This is a genomic window from Modestobacter sp. L9-4 (assembly GCF_019112525.1).
Taxonomy (GTDB): Bacteria; Actinomycetota; Actinomycetes; order Mycobacteriales; family Geodermatophilaceae; genus Modestobacter.
The window spans coordinates 3,159,548-3,175,163 of sequence record NZ_CP077800.1 but is presented as its reverse complement, the minus strand read 5'-3'; the positions used below and the strand labels follow the sequence as shown (position 1 = coordinate 3,175,163).

Here is a 15,616-nt window from a genome sequence, read left to right as displayed (position 1 = left end):
CCCGGTACCCCTGTGGGTGCCGGGCCGTTCAGCGTTCAGGGCCGGGCGACGGCGCTGCGTTCGCGCAGCCAGGTGGTCAGTCGTTCCGGCGGCAGCGGGCGGCTCACGTGGTAGCCCTGCACCAGGTCGCAGTCCAGCGCGCTGAGCGCGGTGACCGTCTCGGCGTCCTCGGCCCCCTCGGCGACCATCACCAGGCCCAGTGACCGGGCCAGCTGCAGCGTCGAGGTGACGACGGCGGTCGCCCGCGGGCTGGTGGGCATCGAGTTGATGAAGGTGCGGTCCAGCTTGAGCTCGGTCACCGGCAGCGAGGCGAGGTAGGCCAGGCTGGAGTAGCCGGTGCCGTAGTCGTCGATGGAGATGCCGACGCCGGTCGACCGGAGCGCCTCGAGCACCCGGACGGCGCGCTCGCGGTCGGTCATCAGCAGGCTCTCGGTGACCTCGAGGACCAGCCGGGTGCCCGGCAGGCGGTGCAGGAGCAGCTGCCGGGCGACCTCGGCGGGGAACGCCTCGTCGGTCAGGTCCGAGGGGCTGACGTTGACCGACACGTCGAGCACCAGGCCCGCGTCGGCCCAGGTCCGGCACTGGGCCAGCGCCTGCCCCAGCACCGCGGAGGTGAGCCGCGACATGAGCCCGGCGGACTCCGCGATGTCGATGAAGGCGTCGGGGAAGAGCAGGCCGCGCTCGGGGTGGGCCCAGCGGACCAGGGCCTCGACCGCCTCCACCTCACCGGTGCGCAGGTCGAGCTTGGGCTGGTAGTGCAGCACGAGCTGGCCCTCGGCGATGCCGGTGCGCAGCTGCTCGACGGTCTCCAGCCGGTGGCGGCCCTCGCCGTCCCGGGCGTCGTCGAAGAGCACCGCCCCGGCCCGGGAGCGCTTGGCGGAGTACATCGCCAGGTCGGCGAGCTGCAGCAGCTCCTCGGCCGAGCCGGAGTGCAGCGGGCCGACGGCGACGCCGATGCTGGCGTCGACGGTGAGCTCCACGCTGCCGAAGCGGAACGCGCGCTGCAGCTCACCGCGCAGCCGGCGGGCCAGCAGCAGCGCGTCCTCGGTGCGGACGTCGTGGGCGACGACGACGAACTCGTCCCCGCCGAGGCGGGCCAGCAGGTCGACGTCACGCAGGTGGGCGGCCAGTCGCGGCCCGACCTGGCGCAGCAGCTCGTCGCCGGCGACGTGCCCGAGCGAGTCGTTGATCTCCTTGAACCGGTCCAGGTCGACCACCAGGACGGCGATCGGCACACCGGCGGCCAGCTGCGTGTCGGCGCGGGCGAGGGACTCGAAGACGCTGCGCCGGTTGGGCAGCCCGGTCAGCTCGTCGGTGCGGGCCTGCTGGCGGCTGTCGGCCAGCGCACGGACGGCCCGGAAGGACAGGGAGGCCCGGCCGAGGGCCGCGAGCACCGATCCGAGGGCCAGCGCGCCGACCAGCGGGCCACCGTCGTCGAGGGGTCCGTGGTCGAGGTAGCCGACGTACATCAGGGTCAGCGTCGCGACGGCGCAGACGCCGGGCAGGACCAGCCCGACCCGGCTGTCGGGCCGGGTGGTGAGCTCGGTGCGCGGCGGCTGGCAGGCCGCCGCCCCGAAGCAGATCAGGGCCAGCCCCCAGCCCAGGCCGAGCAGCCCGGTGATCGGGTCGGCACCGTCGGCCACCCGCAGGGCGTAGACGGCGTCGCTGCCGGCGAACAGGGCGACACCCAGGCTCAGCCACCACCAGGCGGCGCCGGCGCCACGGCCGATCACCACCAGGGCGCCGACGAGCAGCACCAGCAGCAGGGTGTCCAGCAGCGGGTAGGCGATGGCGGTCGCCACGGCGGCCGGGCTGCCCTCGGTCCCCCGGAGCACACCGCCGACGGCGAAGGCGGACCCGAGGGTCGCGACGGTGAGGCCGACCACGATGCCGTCGAGCCAGGTGACCGCGGACAGCCGGGGTGCCCGGGCGCGGAGCATGGAGACCAGCGCCAGGACGGTGAGCGGGTAGAAGGCGAGCCAGCCGAGGTCGGCCCAGGAGGGCCGGCCGACGACGCCGGGCGGGACGGGGTCGAGCGCGTCGACGAGCCCGCCGAGGAGGTAGCTGAGCAGCGCGAGGGCGAGGGCGGTCCACGCCCGGCGGTCCTGCCGGTACAGCCGCGCCCGCAGCAGCACGACGATGACGAGCCCACCGAGGAAGGCGCTGTCACCCCCGGTCTGCAGGGCCTGCGACCAGGCGTCGGAGCCGAAGGAGGCGACGAGGGTCGACGAGACGTAGCCGAGGGACAGGCACGCGCCGATGACGCGCAGGACGCGGAGCCGCCGGTCACCCGACGACCGCGCCGGGTGCTCCGTCGCACGGGAGCCGGTGCCTGTCATGGGACGCGGATCGGCGTCCCCCGGGCTGTGCTTGAGGCCACATCCGGCGACGCCCCCCGTCGTGGGGAGGCCCCTCAGCCGCCGCTGATGCCGAGCCGGTCGGTGAGGAAGAGGAAGGCGGCGGCGAAGTCGTTGCCTGCCACCTCCTCCCGCAGCCGCACCCAGTCGACCTGCTCGCGGACGGCCCGCACGTGCGGCAGCAGGGAGCCGAAGTCGCAGTAGTGCTCGGTCATCGCGCGCAGCTTGCTCGACAGCAGGTCGGTGGCCTGCAGCACCGGCAGCCGGACGCCCAGCAGGTCCATCTCGTCGGACCGGGCCAGCATGTCCCCGGTGACCGGCTCACCGACGATGCGGTGCAGCAGGTCGACCACGACGTCGTCGGTGCAGGCCTTGAACAGCCAGTCCTCCGGCGGGCGGATGACGTCGAACCCAGCGGCGTCCAGCACGGCGGCAGCGCGCTCGACGTCGGCCTCGGCGACGACGAAGTCCACGTCGTTCTCCGACTCCGGCGCCCCGTGCGCCCAGAGCGCGTAGCCGCCGGCGAGGGCGAACGGGACGCCGTCGTGCTTGAGGGCGGAGGCGGTGCGCTTGAGCGCACCCCGCAGGGCGTCGCGGTCGGCTGGCACGCGGGTGGCTCCTCGGGTCCGTGGGCAGATCGGGTGTGGAGCTACCCGGGCGGGTAGTCGGTCACCCGTGCGCCTCGCGACCTTCAACATCCTGCACGGCCGCTCCCCCGCCGACGACCGGGTCGACGTCGACCGCTTCGCGGCGGCCGTGCGACACCTGGACGCCGACGTCCTGGCGCTGCAGGAGGTCGACCGCGGGCAGGAGCGCAGCCACCACGCCGACCTGACCGCCGTCGCCGCCGAGGCGATGGGGGCGGTGGCGCACCGCTTCGTCGCCGCCATCGCCGGCACCCCGGGGGCCACCTGGATGGCCGCGACCGGCCGCGAGCAGCCCGGGACGGCGGAGTACGGCATCGCGCTGCTGTCGCGGTACCCGGTGCGGTCCTGGCAGGTCGTCCGGCTCTCGCCCATCCCGTTCCGGTTCCCGATGTGGCTGCCCGGCCCGCGCAAGGTGATCGTGGTGCACGAGGAGCCGCGGGCCGCCGTCGTCGCCGTGGTCGAGACCCCGGCCGGTGAGCTGACCGTGGTCAACACCCACCTGTCGTTCGTGCCCGGCTGGAACCGCCGCCAGCTGCGCCGGCTGCAGCGCGACCTCACCGCCTTCCCCGGGCCGCTGGTGCTGATGGGCGACCTGAACATGACCCCGCCGACGCCGGCCCGGGTGACCGGCTGGACGTCGCTGGCCGACGGGCTGACCTTCCCGGTCGAGGAGCCGGACCGGCAGCTGGACCACGTGCTGCTGCGCGGCACCCTCGGCCCTGTCACCGCGACCTCGGCACCGGCCCTGCCGCTCTCGGACCACCGGGCGCTCACCGTCGACATCGGCTGAGCGGGGGGACGATGGGCTGCGTGCCCTCCCCCACGCTCGTCTTCGACGGCGACTGCGCCTTCTGCACCAGCGCCGTCGGCGTGGCCCGCCGCGTGCTCCCCGCCGAGGTGACGGTGGTGGCCTGGCAGTTCGCCGACCTGCCGGCGCTCGGCGTGACCGCCGAGCGCGCCCAGCAGGAGGTGCTGTGGGTGGACGGCGACGGCAGCGTCTCCGGCGGGGCCGCGGCCGTCGCCCGCCTGCTGCGCGCCGCGGGGCTGCCCCTGTCGGTGCTGGGCGTGCTGATCTCGCTGCCGCCGCTGCGCTGGGTCGCACCGGCGGCCTACCGGCTCGTCGCGGCCAACCGGCACCGGCTCCCCGGCGGCACCCCGGCCTGCCGGGTGCTCCCCCGCGACGCGGCCTAGGCGGCGGCCTCGCCGAGGTCGGCGGCCAGCCGGAGCAGGTGCGGGGCCAGCGCCTCGGCGACCAGCGCGTAGCCGGCCGAGGACGGGTGGAAGCGGTCGGCGGAGAACAGTGTGGGGTCCGCGGTGAACCGGGCGGCGAGCTCGGGCCCGACCGGTGCCACGACCCCGCCCGCAGCCGTCACGGCCGCCGACTGGCGGGCGCGCAGCTGGTCGCAGACGGCGGCGACCACCGCGCGGAAGGCCGGCGGCACCCAGGCCACCGAGGACAGATCAGGCGTCGGGACGACGAGCACCGCCGTCCCGCGCTCCCGCAGCGTGCGCACCGCGGCACCGATCGCAGCGGCGGACCGGTCGGCCGGCACCTGGCGGGTGACGTCGTTGGCCCCGACGACCAGCAGCGCGAGGTCGGCGTCCGCGGCGGCGGCCCGGCCGAGCTGCTCGGCGAGGCCCGCGGAGGTGGCCCCGGGGACGGCGACCACCGACAGCTCGGTGGCCCGGCCGGAGTCGCGCAGGACACGGGTCAGCCGGGAGCCGAGGGTGTCCTGCGGGCTCGCGGCACCGGTGCCGAAGGCGAGGGAGTCACCGAGGACGAGGAAGCGGAGCGTCACGCTGCGTACAACGACCCGGTAGCCCCCGCTGTGCCGTGATCCGGGCCTCCCCACGCGTCAGCCGCCCTGGGCGAACAGCGCCGCGGCCTGCGCGTCGTCGACGAACGGGTACTCGACCATGAACTGGGCGAGCGCGTCGGCGACCGACAGCACGTGCGTCTCCCGCCGTCCCGCGGCGCCGATGGTCTGCACGGTGACCATGTCGGCGTTGATCGGGACCCAGTGCGTCTCGGCGTGGTCGGTGGGGACGTTCATGCCGCCCACGGTCGCCGGTCGACGTGTCGACAATCCCGTCGCACTGTTGACCTCACTCTCCGTCGTTGTTCAAGTACCCGAACGGAGGGGCCGACCTCTGTGTCAGGTCGCCCGATCGGGCGGACGGACACGATGGAGGGAACGGACATGGGCAGCACGGCAGCGACCCAGCGACGGGCCGGCGGACGACCGGTGCGCCGGCTGGCCGGAGTGGCCGTCCTGGCGGCGCTCAGCCTGGTGGCCGCTCCCGGCCTCGCCGCGGCCGCCCCCGTCAACCCCTCCGACGCGCAGATCGACGCCGCCCAGCAGCAGACCCAGACCGCCGCCCAGCAGGTCGACGCCATCACCGCCGCGCTCGCCGGCGCCCAGGCCAGCGTCGACTCCGCCCGCGAGCAGTCGGCCATCGCGCTGGACGACTACCAGGGCAAGCAGGCCGACTACGAGGCCGCACAGGTCACCGCGGACGCCGCCACCGAGGCCGCCGACGCCGCGGCCCGCGACCTGGCCGACGCCCGCGCCGCTCTCGTCAGCTTCGCCCGGCAGAGCTACCAGCAGGGCAGCACCTCCCCCGCCCTCGAGGCGCTGACCACGGCCGACGGCCCGGCCCAGATGCTGGAGCGGGCCGCGCTGCTGGAGGCCGCCGGCGCCCACCACGGCGACGTCGTCGTCCAGGTGACCACCGCCGAGGAGCAGGCCCGGGCCGCCCAGGACGAGGCCCGCGCCGCCCTGGCACAGGCCGCCGCGCTGAAGCAGGACGCCGAGGACGCCCTCCAGATCGCCGAGCAGTACGAGGCCAGCGCCCGCGCCCAGGCCGCCGACCTCGCCGACCAGCAGACCGCGATGGAGCAGCAGCTGGCGCAGGCCCAGCAGAGCCTGCAGGGCCTGAAGGACGCCCGCGCCGAGGCCGAGCGGTACGCCGCCGAGCAGGCCGCCGCCGCCCGGGCAGCCGCGGCCAAGGCCGAGGCCGAGCGGACGGCCGCCGCCCAGCGCGTCGCCGCGGCAGCCGCGGCCGCCCCGGCTCCTCGCGCCGGTACGCAGCAGGCGGCCGTGCGGGCCCCCGCCGCCGCTGCCCCCGTCCGGGTCGCCGGCGCCGGGGACTCCTCGGCCGTGGAGACCGCGATCGCTGCGGCCCGCGAGCAGATCGGCGTCATCTACTCCTGGGGCGGCGGTTCGCTGAGCGGCCCGAGCATGGGCTGGGGCATCGACGCCGGGATCGTGGGCTTCGACTGCTCGGGGCTCACCCGCTACGCCTACGCCCAGGCCGGCGTCTCCATCCCGCGCAACAGCAGCGCCCAGTACCGCTCGCTCCCCAAGGTCTCCCGCAGCGATCTGCAGCGCGGTGACCTGGTCTTCTGGGCCACCGACACCAGCAACGCCTCGACCATCCACCACGTCGCCATCTACCTGGGCAACGACCGCATCCTGGAGGCCCCGCAGAGCGGCTCGCGCATCCGCGAGACCTCGATGCGCTGGGGCGGCTTCATCGGCGGTGCCCGCCCGACCGCCTGATCAGGACAGCGCACAGCCCCCACCGCAACTGCGGTGGGGGCTGTCCGTCGGCCCCGCTGCAGGAGCCCGCGCCGCGCGGAGCGTGGCGTGAGGAGGCAGCGGGGTCCTTCCTCAGGCGGGGACGGAGTCCAGGGCCTCGGCGGTGAGGGTGACCGAGCGCAGCCGGTCCTCGGTGGTCGGCGCCTGGTGGGCGACGATCAGCTCGTCGGCGTCCGCGAAGCGCACGAAGCGCTCGAGGTGGTCGGCGACCTGCGGGGGCGTGCCGAGCGCGACGTGGGTGAACATCGAGTCGATGTGGTGCCCGGCGCCCTGCTCCAGCAGCAGGTCGGCCTCGGCGTCGGTGAAGCTGCGGCCCCGGCCGAACAGCCCGATCGCCATGGTGCGGCGCATGGCCTGGAGGTTCTCCTGGGCGCGGGCCTCGGTGTCGGCGGCGATCACGTTGACGCCGGCGATGACGTGCGGCTCCTCCAGCTGCGCTGAGGGCTTGAACTCACGCCGGTAGGCGGCGACGGCGGCCTCCAACGCCTGCGGCGCGAAGTGGCTGGCGAACGCGTAGGGCAGGCCGAGCGCGGCGGCCAGGTGGGCGCCGAAGGTCGAGGACCCCAGGATGTACAGCGGCACCCGGGAGCTCTTGCCCGGGACGGCGTCGACGCCGGGGACACGGGTCTGCCCGGCCAGGTAGGCCTGCAGCTCCAGCACGTCCTGCGGGAAGGACTCGGCCGAGTTCGGGTCGCGGCGCAGCGCGTACATCGTGTTCTGGTCCGAGCCGGGCGCCCGGCCCAGGCCCAGGTCGATGCGGCCGGGGTACATCGCGTCGAGGGTGCCGAACTGCTCGGCGATCGTCAGCGGCGAGTGGTTGGGCAGCATGACCCCGCCCGAGCCGAGCCGGATGGTGCTGGTGTGGGCACCGACGTGGGAGATGAGCACGCTGGTCGCCGAGGAGGCGATGCTCGGCATGTTGTGGTGCTCGGCGTACCAGACCCGCCGGTAACCGTGCTCCTCCGCGCGCTGGGCGAGGGCGACGCTGGCGGCGATGCTGCTGCCGACGGTCTCCCCGCGGGCGATGGGGGCGAGGTCGAGGACGGACAGCGGGATGCGCATGAGGTGCCTTTCACGTCGGTTGAGGGGTGCAACGCACCCGGCGTCGTGAGGCTTCCCCCGCCCTCCGCCCGGCCGGTCCGACGCGACTCGCCGTCCCCGTCCCGACCGCGCGCACGAACCCGGTGCGGTACGGCGTGACCGGTGTCACCCTGGACGGCACCCTCGGCAGCCACGGGGCGTTCTCTCACGAGGAGTCGCCATGTTGTCCCAGAGCACCAGCGCACTGCACCACATCGACCAGCGCCGCGCGGCGGTCGACGACCGGGTCGCCGCGTTCCGGCGGCTGGCCGGCGGGAACGACCCGGGCGCGGTCCACGACTTCGAACCCGTCTTCTTCAACGACCTGGTCGTCGTGCTGGACAGCTGGTTCCCCGACCACGGCCGGGGCGGTGCCTGCGGCGCGGCCTGCGCCGAGGTGCGGCTGGTCGCCGAGTCGCTGGCGCAGGGCAGCACGCTGATCGCCGACCGGCACATCCGGTACGACGCGAGCCGCTCTGTGCTGCGGTACCGGGTGGGCGAGGAGATCGCCGTCCGGGAGGCGGAGTTCAGCGCCCTGGCCAAGGACTTCTTCGCCGAGCTCGAGAGCCGGTACCTGTAGTCGCGGGACCCCCGCCGGCCCTACGGTGTGCCGGTGCGCGGCGGGGAGGACAGGACGACCGGCAGTGACCGGTCCCCCCGGGGCAACCCCGGGGACCCGTGAAGAAGCCAGGCACAGCGTCATGAGCCACGCCGCGCGCTCCGCGCACCCAGCGGCACGTCCCCCAGGGACTGGCTGTCCTCCCCGCCGCGCACCCCGGGGCGCCCGGTGACGACCGACCGGCGCGCCGCGGCCACCGCGTCCGGGATCGCCACGGCGCTGCTGGCCGGCCCCTGGCGCCGGCCGGAGATGGTCCGCCGGGTCGCCGTCGCCCTGGGCATGGCCCGCGCGCGGACCTGGGTCGGCACGATGGTCGGCGAGGTGCAGACCGCCTTCCCGCGGCCGCCGGTCGACCGGCCCCGCGCGCTGTCCCGCTTCCTGCTGACGACGCAGGGCTTCGCCCGCGGCCAGGACACGCAACCGCTCCCCCGCGTCGAACGCTGGACGCCGGTGCCGACCGCACTGGCCTGGGACCGGTACCCGGTCGCCGACCTGCCCGACCAGGCCGCGGTGGCCCGGCTGCTGGACGTCGACGCCGGCGAGCTCGCCTGGTTCGCCGACACCCGGGGGCTGGAGCGCACCGCGCGCGAGCCGCTGCGCCACTACCGGTGGCGGTCGGTCGACCGGCCCTCCGGCGTGCGGCTGCTGGCCGCACCCAAGCCCCGGCTGCGGGAGGCGCAGCGGCGGCTGCTGCGGCACGTGCTGGCGCAGGTCCCGGTGCACGAGGCAGCGCACGGGTGCGTGCCCGGCCGGTCGGTGCGCACCGCCGTGGCGCCGCACGCCGGGGCGGCCGTCGTCCTGCGGATGGACCTGGAGGCGTTCTTCCCCAGTGTGTCCGCCGGGCGGGTGCACGGGCTGCTGCTCGGGCCCGCGGGGCTCCCCGAGCCGGTCGCGCACGTGCTCACCGGGCTGGTGACGACCGTCGTCCCGGCGCCGGTGTGGCGTGCGCTGCCGGTGCCCGCCGACGCCGACGCCCGCGACCGGCACCACCGGCTGGGTCGCCGGCTGGCGGTCGCGCACGTGCCGCAGGGCGCACCGACGTCCCCCGCGCTGGCCAACCTGGTCTGCTTCCGGCTCGACCGCCGGCTCGCCGGGCTGGCCGCCACCTTCGGCGCCACCTACACCCGCTACGTCGACGACCTCACCTTCAGCGGCGGGACGTCGGTCGGCGGCGACCGGTTCGCCGCGCTGGTCGCCGAGGTCGTCGCCGACGAGGGCTTCCGGGTCAACCCCGCGAAGACCTCGGCGGTGGGCGCCGGGCGCCGCCAGGCGGTGCTCGGCGCGGTGGTGAACGCCCACCCCGCGCTCCCCCGCCGGGAACGGGACGCGCTGCGGGCGCTGCTGCACAACTGTGCGACGCACGGGTGGGCGGGCCAGACGCGCGGCCGGGACCCGGCCACCTTCCGCGACCACGTCCTCGGCCGGGTCGCCTGGGCCAACTCGCTGGACCCTGCGTTCGGTGCGCGCCTGGCCGTGCTCGCCGACCGGATCGACTGGTCGGCCGCCGCCGACGCGTAGGGCAGGGTGGCGGGGTGGCCACCCACCCGCCGTCCGCCCCGCGAGGGACCCTGGTGCCCGCCGTCGCCCGCCGCGCCCTGCTGGGCGCCGTCCTCGCGCTCGCGGTCACCGGCTGCGGCGGCGCTCCGCCCCCGGACGACGTCCCGGCTGCCGGCCCGTCCGCCGACGCACCGCTGCTGCCCGCCGAGGGCGCCTACCTCGGCGTCTACTACGGCGACCGCCCGGCCGCGGAGACCGACGAGGCGATCGGCGTCGTGCCGCAGCTGCACCTGACCTACGTGGGCTGGGCCGACGAGTGGGCGACGTCGGGGTTCGTCGCGGAGGACGCCGAGCGCGGGCAGCTGTCGCTGGTCAACTGGGAGCCCTTCGACGCGGACTTCACCGCGATCGTCGACGGCACCTACGACGAGATGCTCACCGCCCGCGCCCGGGAGGCCGGGGCGCTCGACCAGCCGGTGTTCGTCGACCTCGCCGCGGAGATGAACGAGGAGGAGGGCTGGGGCGGGCACGACCCGGAGCTGTACGTCGCCGCCTACCGGCACGTCCACGACGTCTTCGCCGCGCACGACGGGGGGAACGTCGTGTGGGTGTGGGCACCGAACAACGTCGACAGCGCGGACGCCCCCGGGGCGCTCGCCTACTACCCGGGCGAGGACTACGTCGACTGGACCGGGATCGACGGCTACAACTGGGGCACCGACGACCCGGACCACGCGTGGGAGACCTTCGCGGAGGTGTTCGGCCCGATGTACGAGCAGCTGCAGCCGCTGGGCAAGCCGATCCTGATCGGCGAGACGGGCTCGTCGGAGACCGGCGGGAGCAAGGCCGCGTGGATCGCGGGGATCGTCCCGGCGCTGCGGGAGAGCTTCCCCGACGTGCGGGCGCTGGTGTGGTTCGACGTGCGCAAGGAGCGGGACTGGCGGATCGGCTCCTCCGACGCAGCGGCGTCGGCGTTCCGCGACCTGGCGGCCGACGAGCACCTCGCCGCGACCGTGCCCTGACCGGCCGGCGCCACGTGCGCCGGCCGGTGGACGTCGTGGCCTAGCGGCTCTGCAGGGCGTCCAGGGCGACGGCCATGGACGCCGCGACCCGGAAGTCCAGCCGCGGGTCGGGCACGGTGACGGTGTAGCGGTCGCGGATGGCCATCTTCCGCTCGCTGGTGAGCACGGGCGCACCCGTCTTCTGGTCGAGGAAGTCGAAGTGGAAGACGAAGGGCACCCAGATGTCCCCGATGTAGGGGATGAGGTTCCAGAACCGGCGCAGCAGGGCGATCGACAGCTTGCGCTCGCGGCCGACGGCCTCGATGCCGGGCGCGTGCAGGTTCCAGGTGGAGCGCAGCAGGCTGGCCCCGAACTCCTTGCTGAACATGCCCAGCGGGGCGCCGCTCTCGTCGAACACGTCGTGCTGGGCGCCGACGTCCAGCCGCTGGCGGGCCTTGAAGGAGAAGACGCGGCGGCTCTTGCTCTCGTCGGAGTAGAAGACCACCTCCTCCTTGAGCTTCATCCGCTTCTGCTCGGCCAGCGCCAGCAGCGGGCCCTCGCTGCCGTCGGGGTTGGCGGCGCGCACCTCGTACCGGTTCACCATCACCGTGATCCGCTGCTTGATGAAGAACAGCGGGACGACCATGGCGGCCTGGGGCTGGTGTGCGGGTGGGACGGTCACGGCAGGCTCCCCGTTGAGGTCGGACGACGAGGGCGATCCTGCCCCATGGCGCCACGACCGGGCGAGGACCGGACGGCGCCGCCGCACACGGCTCCGGTCAGCCGGCGTCCTCGACGTCCACACCGTGACGGACCGCGAGGGCTCCCAGGTCGTCCTGGTAGCCCTGGCCCACCGGTCGCCACCGCCAGCTGCCGTGCCGTTCGTAGAGGTGTCCGAGCACGAGGCTGCGTTCCTGGGTCGCCGCGTCGAGGGTCGCCCGGGCGACGGGTGCCCCGTCGCCGTCGCGGAGAACCAACTCGACGCCGCCGACATCCCCGAAGGTGACCTCCCCGTCGATCGCCGCCGCCAGCAGGACCCGGCGCTGGCCGGCAGGCAGGTCACCCGGTCGGAGCCGGCACAACGCCTCTCCCGGGACGTCCGTCTCCAGTGCGACCGATCCGGTCGGGTGTCCCGGCGCGTTGAAGAAGACGAAGTCCTCGTCGACGGAGACCTGCTCGTCCTCGTCGACCACGAAGGCGACGACGTCCAGGTCGAACCGATCGGTCGCGTGCCGCCCCGGCGCCTGCCAGCGCACCTCGACCAGCCACTCGTCCTGCGGCGGCAGGACGAACACCTCGCCGCGCACGAGGTTCCGGGACCTGTCGGTCGTGCCCACGGGTGTTGCCGCGCCAGGCGACTCGATCACGGGCGCAGGACCGGAGGCCACCGGCCAGGGCACGGGCAGCAACGTCCGGTCGTCCAGGAGCCGGATGCCGAGCGACTGCGCCTTGGCCGTCCGGGGGTCCGACCCGGTCGACGGCCCGTTGACGACATCGGTCACCGAGCCGGTCAGGTTCACCGCGACGCTGGCGCCTGCGTCGACCAGCCGGGTCCGGGTCTCGGCCGCGTGCTCGTGCGTCCCGCCGAGGACGAGGACTCGTCGGCCGCTCAGGGGTCCGACGGGCGCCGAACGAGCGGGCGCCGGCGCCTTCGGCGGGGTGGACCCCGGTACGTGCTCGGCGACCTTGGGCTGTCCCGGCTCGACGGACGCGAGCAGTCGCACGAGCTCTGCCTCGCTGATCACGGGCGTGCCGTTCTGCCGCGCTCTCACCGCCTTGCCCGTCAGTTCGTCGGCACGGTTGCAGACCAGCAGGTGTGTGCGCCCGCTGACGGTGTTCATGACGTCCAGGCCCGCTGTGGTGCAGCGCCGGGTGAGGAGCTCCCGCGGCGAGCTGGTGCCGCCGGTGATGACCACCTTCATGCCCTGGACCAGTGGTCGGCCGAGGACCCAGGCCGCCGGCGCTCGCCAGGGACAGGGCGTGCGCGGTGCCTTGGCGGGGAAGACGGTCGGACCGTCGTCGGTGCACGGGGTGAGCGGCAGGTCGACGTCGAGTCGGGCGGCCGCCACCAGCGAGTGCCGCAGCACCTCGGTGAGGACACGGACGTCGTCGGCGGCGTCGTGCGCCCGCTCGGCACGGACACCCCAGTAGGAGGCGACCGACGAGAGCTTGAAGTCGGCGACCGGCAACTCCAGCCGGCGGGTCAGCGCGAGGGTGCACAGCCGTTCCTCCACCGGCAGGCGGCCACCTGCCCGGGCGGACTCTGCGGCGAGGAACCGGTGGTCGAACTGCGCGTTGTGCGCGACGACGACGCGGCCGTCGAGTCGGCGGGCGATCCCGTCGGCGACGTCCGCGTACTGCGGGGCACCGCGCAGCAGGGCACGGGTCAGCCCGTGGACATGTGTGGGCCCGGGGTCGCACCCCGGGTCCAGCAGGGTCGACCAGCTCGACTCGAGGCTCCCGTCGGAGGCCATCTGCGTGACCGCCACCTGCAGGACGCGGTCGCTCGTGGCCCGCAGACCCGAGGTCTCCACGTCCACCACCGCATAGCCGTACGGGTAGCGACGCGCGACCTCGGCGGGCAGGACCGGTGCGGACAAGACCCCCGTCATGCCCGCAACCTAACCGCGACTTCCGGGCGGATCCGTCTCCTCGGCAGGCGTGTCGTCTGACTGCGGCGACGTCCGACCGAGCCCTGACGTGGACTGGACTTCCGCCGGACCCGAACAGCCGCCATGCTGCCCCGCGGCGCCGGCAGCGGCCGGTGCCCTCGACGAGGGAGACGGCGGCGATGACGAACCCGCAGGAACCGTGGGCCCCGCCCTGGCCGACCGCTCCCCCGGCCCTGCCGGCTCAGCGGCGGCGGTCGCGCTGGCTGACCATCGGGCTGCCCCTGGGGGTGCTCGCACTGGTCGCGGTTGGCGTGGCCGTCTGGTTCGGCGTCCGCGCGTTCCTGGGTGCGCTGGGTCCGGCGCAGCGGGCCGCCGAGGACTACGCCACCGCGCTCGTCGACGGCCGGTGGGACGACGCCCAGAGCCAGCTCTGCGAACGTGACCGGTCAACCGTCACCGCGGACGCCCTGCAGCAGCAGTTCTCGACGACGGACCTCACCGGCTACCGGCTGGAGGGGATCAGCGTCGTCAGCAGCAACGGCAGGACCACGGGCGAGGCCCGTGTGGTGTTCGAGACCGCGGGCGGCCTGGACACCACCACGGTGCTGCCGTTGGACAAGGACGGCGACACCTGGCGCCCCTGCCCGTGACCACGCCACCCGGAGCCACGACGACCGCGACCGAGGACGTGCCCGCGGTGCGCCGGCCCTCGCGCGAGGCGGCGGACTAGCGCTGCTGACGCCTCGCGACCAGGACGAGGCCGCCGACGACGACCACCAGGGGCACCCAGGACGGCAGCCCGAACGGCCCGATGATCAGCGCGGCGACGAACATCAGGAGCTGGAAGGCCAGGAAGAAGCCCACCAGCAGCACGACGTAGAACAGCACGGGTCGTTCCGTCTGCAGTTGGCGCAGGTAGTCCATCAGGTCTCCTCGATCGCGGCCCGGCCGGGCGCACCGGATCCCCCCGGCTGTCGGGGACATCGGCCCGGCGCGGCCGTTCCTGTAGGCCAACGCCCGGGACCCGGCAGGAGATCCCGAGCCGGCCCGCGGGTCAGACGTTGAAGCGGAACTCCACCACGTCGCCGTCGGCCATGACGTACTCCTTGCCCTCGATGCGCACCCAGCCCTTGGTCTTCGCCACGGCCATGGAGCCGGCCTCCATCAGCTGGTCGAAGCCGACGATCTCGGCCTTGATGAAGCCGCGCTGGAAGTCGGTGTGGATCACGCCGGCGGCCTCGGGCGCGGTGGCGCCGACCGGGATCGTCCAGGCCCGCGACTCCTGCGGCCCGGCGGTCAGGTAGGTCTGCAGGCCCAGGGTGCGGAAGCCGACCCGGGCCAGCTGGTCCAGGCCCGGCTCGTCCTGGCCGATGGAGGCCAGCAGCTCGGCGGCCTCGTCGGCGGGCAGCTCGATCAGCTCGGACTCGGTCTGCGCGTCGAGGAAGATCGCCTCGGCGGGGGCGACCAGCGCGCGGAGCTCGTCGAGGGTCTCGGCGTTGCCCAGCTCGTCGGCGTCGACGTTGAACACGTACAGGAACGGCTTGGTCGTCAGCAGCGTCAGCTCGCGGAGCGGCTCGGGGTCGACCCCGGCGGCGAACAGCGTCTTGCCGGTGTTCAGCACCTCCTGCGCCGCGACGGCCGCGTCGTGCAGGACCTTGCGCTCCTTGTCCTTGCGCGACTCCTTCTCCAGCCGCGGGACGGCCTTCTCCAGCGTCTGCATGTCGGCCAGGACGAGCTCGGTGTTGATCGTCTCGATGTCGTCGGCCGGGTCGACCTTGCCCTCGACGTGCACCACGTCGGGGTCGGTGAACACGCGGATCACCTGGCAGATCGCGTCGCTCTCGCGGATGTTGGCCAGGAACTTGTTGCCCAGCCCCTGCCCCTCGCTGGCGCCGCGCACGATCCCGGCGATGTCGACGAAGGACACCGTGGCCGGGACGGTCTTCTTCGAGTCGAAGACCTCGGCGAGCTTCGCCAGCCGCGGGTCGGGCACGCCCACCACCCCGACGTTGGGCTCGATCGTGGCGAACGGGTAGTTCGCGGCGAGCACGTCGTTCTTGGTCAGGGCGTTGAACAGCGTCGACTTGCCGACGTTGGGCAGACCGACGATGCCGATGGTGAGACTCACGAGAGACGAGCTTACGGGCGCAGGGACACCCCGACGCCGCCCGAGTGGGCAGTTGCCGCTGCCGACACGGGAC

General features: G+C 74.4%; 16 protein-coding genes. 7 read left to right on the top strand and 9 right to left on the bottom strand.

All coding sequences use genetic code 11. The annotated features are described in order from the left end of the window. Positions 1–35: 35 nt before the first annotated feature. Both KUM42_RS14950 and KUM42_RS14945 read right to left on the bottom strand, forming a co-directional pair. Complete coding sequence (locus KUM42_RS14950; RefSeq protein ID WP_237493317.1) at positions 36–2,339, bottom strand: bifunctional diguanylate cyclase/phosphodiesterase; 2,304 nt, start codon at positions 2,337–2,339, stop codon at positions 36–38. 74 nt (positions 2,340–2,413) lie between these two features. Continuing rightward, the gene (locus KUM42_RS14945) at positions 2,414–2,965 is read right to left on the bottom strand and encodes a nucleotidyltransferase (protein ID WP_237493316.1); all 552 of its coding nucleotides are present in this window, start codon (positions 2,963–2,965) and stop codon (positions 2,414–2,416) included. A gap of 67 nt (positions 2,966–3,032) precedes the next feature. Here KUM42_RS14945 and KUM42_RS14940 point away from each other — a divergent pair, with 67 nt between their 5' ends. Together KUM42_RS14940 and KUM42_RS14935 are read left to right on the top strand one after the other, a co-directional pair. Continuing rightward, the gene (locus tag KUM42_RS14940) at positions 3,033–3,794 is read left to right on the top strand and encodes an endonuclease/exonuclease/phosphatase family protein (protein WP_237493315.1); all 762 of its coding nucleotides are present in this window, start codon (positions 3,033–3,035) and stop codon (positions 3,792–3,794) included. 20 nt (positions 3,795–3,814) lie between these two features. Then, the gene (locus KUM42_RS14935) at positions 3,815–4,195 is read left to right on the top strand and encodes a thiol-disulfide oxidoreductase DCC family protein (RefSeq protein WP_237493314.1); all 381 of its coding nucleotides are present in this window, start codon (positions 3,815–3,817) and stop codon (positions 4,193–4,195) included. Here the strand turns inward: KUM42_RS14935 and KUM42_RS14930 are convergent. Further along, entirely contained in the window at positions 4,192–4,803 is a 612-nt protein-coding gene (locus tag KUM42_RS14930; RefSeq protein ID WP_237493313.1) for a GDSL-type esterase/lipase family protein, read from the bottom strand. The genes KUM42_RS14935 and KUM42_RS14930 overlap by 4 nt on opposite strands. A gap of 57 nt (positions 4,804–4,860) precedes the next feature. Further along, on the bottom strand, positions 4,861–5,058 hold the full coding sequence (locus KUM42_RS14925) for a hypothetical protein (protein ID WP_237493312.1): 198 nt from the start codon (positions 5,056–5,058) through the stop codon (positions 4,861–4,863). 147 nt (positions 5,059–5,205) lie between these two features. On the opposite strand from KUM42_RS14925, the gene KUM42_RS20315 reads away from it, so the two are divergent. Next, positions 5,206–6,567, top strand: a complete 1,362-nt coding sequence (locus KUM42_RS20315; protein ID WP_304610705.1) for an NlpC/P60 family protein — start codon at positions 5,206–5,208, stop codon at positions 6,565–6,567. A 111-nt stretch (positions 6,568–6,678) separates the two neighbouring features. Here the strand turns inward: KUM42_RS20315 and KUM42_RS14915 are convergent, their stop codons facing one another. Next, the gene (locus KUM42_RS14915) at positions 6,679–7,668 is read right to left on the bottom strand and encodes an LLM class flavin-dependent oxidoreductase (protein WP_237493311.1); all 990 of its coding nucleotides are present in this window, start codon (positions 7,666–7,668) and stop codon (positions 6,679–6,681) included. A gap of 199 nt (positions 7,669–7,867) precedes the next feature. Between KUM42_RS14915 and KUM42_RS14910 the strand changes: the two genes are divergently transcribed. The 3 genes from KUM42_RS14910 (at position 7,868) to KUM42_RS14900 (ending at position 10,824) form a co-directional block, all read left to right on the top strand. Further along, a complete protein-coding gene (locus KUM42_RS14910; RefSeq protein WP_237493310.1) occupies positions 7,868–8,266 on the top strand; it encodes a hypothetical protein in 399 nt (132 codons plus the stop codon). Between the two features lie 207 nt (positions 8,267–8,473). Continuing rightward, positions 8,474–9,823: a reverse transcriptase family protein gene (locus KUM42_RS14905; RefSeq protein WP_237493309.1), complete on the top strand. Its 1,350-nt coding sequence runs from the start codon at positions 8,474–8,476 to the stop codon at positions 9,821–9,823. Positions 9,824–9,837: 14 nt separating this feature from the next. Continuing rightward, complete coding sequence (locus KUM42_RS14900) at positions 9,838–10,824, top strand: glycoside hydrolase family 26 protein (protein ID WP_237493308.1); 987 nt, start codon at positions 9,838–9,840, stop codon at positions 10,822–10,824. Positions 10,825–10,864: 40 nt separating this feature from the next. Here the strand turns inward: KUM42_RS14900 and KUM42_RS14895 are convergent, their stop codons facing one another. Both KUM42_RS14895 and KUM42_RS14890 read right to left on the bottom strand, forming a co-directional pair. Further along, positions 10,865–11,485 (bottom strand): hypothetical protein, encoded by a 621-nt coding sequence (locus KUM42_RS14895; RefSeq protein WP_237493307.1) that lies wholly within the window; start codon positions 11,483–11,485, stop codon positions 10,865–10,867. Between the two features lie 97 nt (positions 11,486–11,582). Further along, entirely contained in the window at positions 11,583–13,415 is a 1,833-nt protein-coding gene (locus KUM42_RS14890; RefSeq protein WP_237493306.1) for a TerD family protein, read from the bottom strand. Positions 13,416–13,594: 179 nt separating this feature from the next. On the opposite strand from KUM42_RS14890, the gene KUM42_RS14885 reads away from it, so the two are divergent. Beyond that, complete coding sequence (locus tag KUM42_RS14885; RefSeq protein ID WP_237493305.1) at positions 13,595–14,065, top strand: hypothetical protein; 471 nt, start codon at positions 13,595–13,597, stop codon at positions 14,063–14,065. Between the two features lie 76 nt (positions 14,066–14,141). Here the strand turns inward: KUM42_RS14885 and KUM42_RS14880 are convergent, their stop codons facing one another. Together KUM42_RS14880 and ychF are read right to left on the bottom strand one after the other, a co-directional pair. Beyond that, positions 14,142–14,339 (bottom strand): hypothetical protein, encoded by a 198-nt coding sequence (locus tag KUM42_RS14880; protein WP_237493304.1) that lies wholly within the window; start codon positions 14,337–14,339, stop codon positions 14,142–14,144. A gap of 130 nt (positions 14,340–14,469) precedes the next feature. Continuing rightward, on the bottom strand, positions 14,470–15,543 hold the full coding sequence (gene ychF / locus KUM42_RS14875) for a redox-regulated ATPase YchF (RefSeq protein ID WP_237493303.1): 1,074 nt from the start codon (positions 15,541–15,543) through the stop codon (positions 14,470–14,472). Positions 15,544–15,616 lie beyond the last annotated feature (73 nt).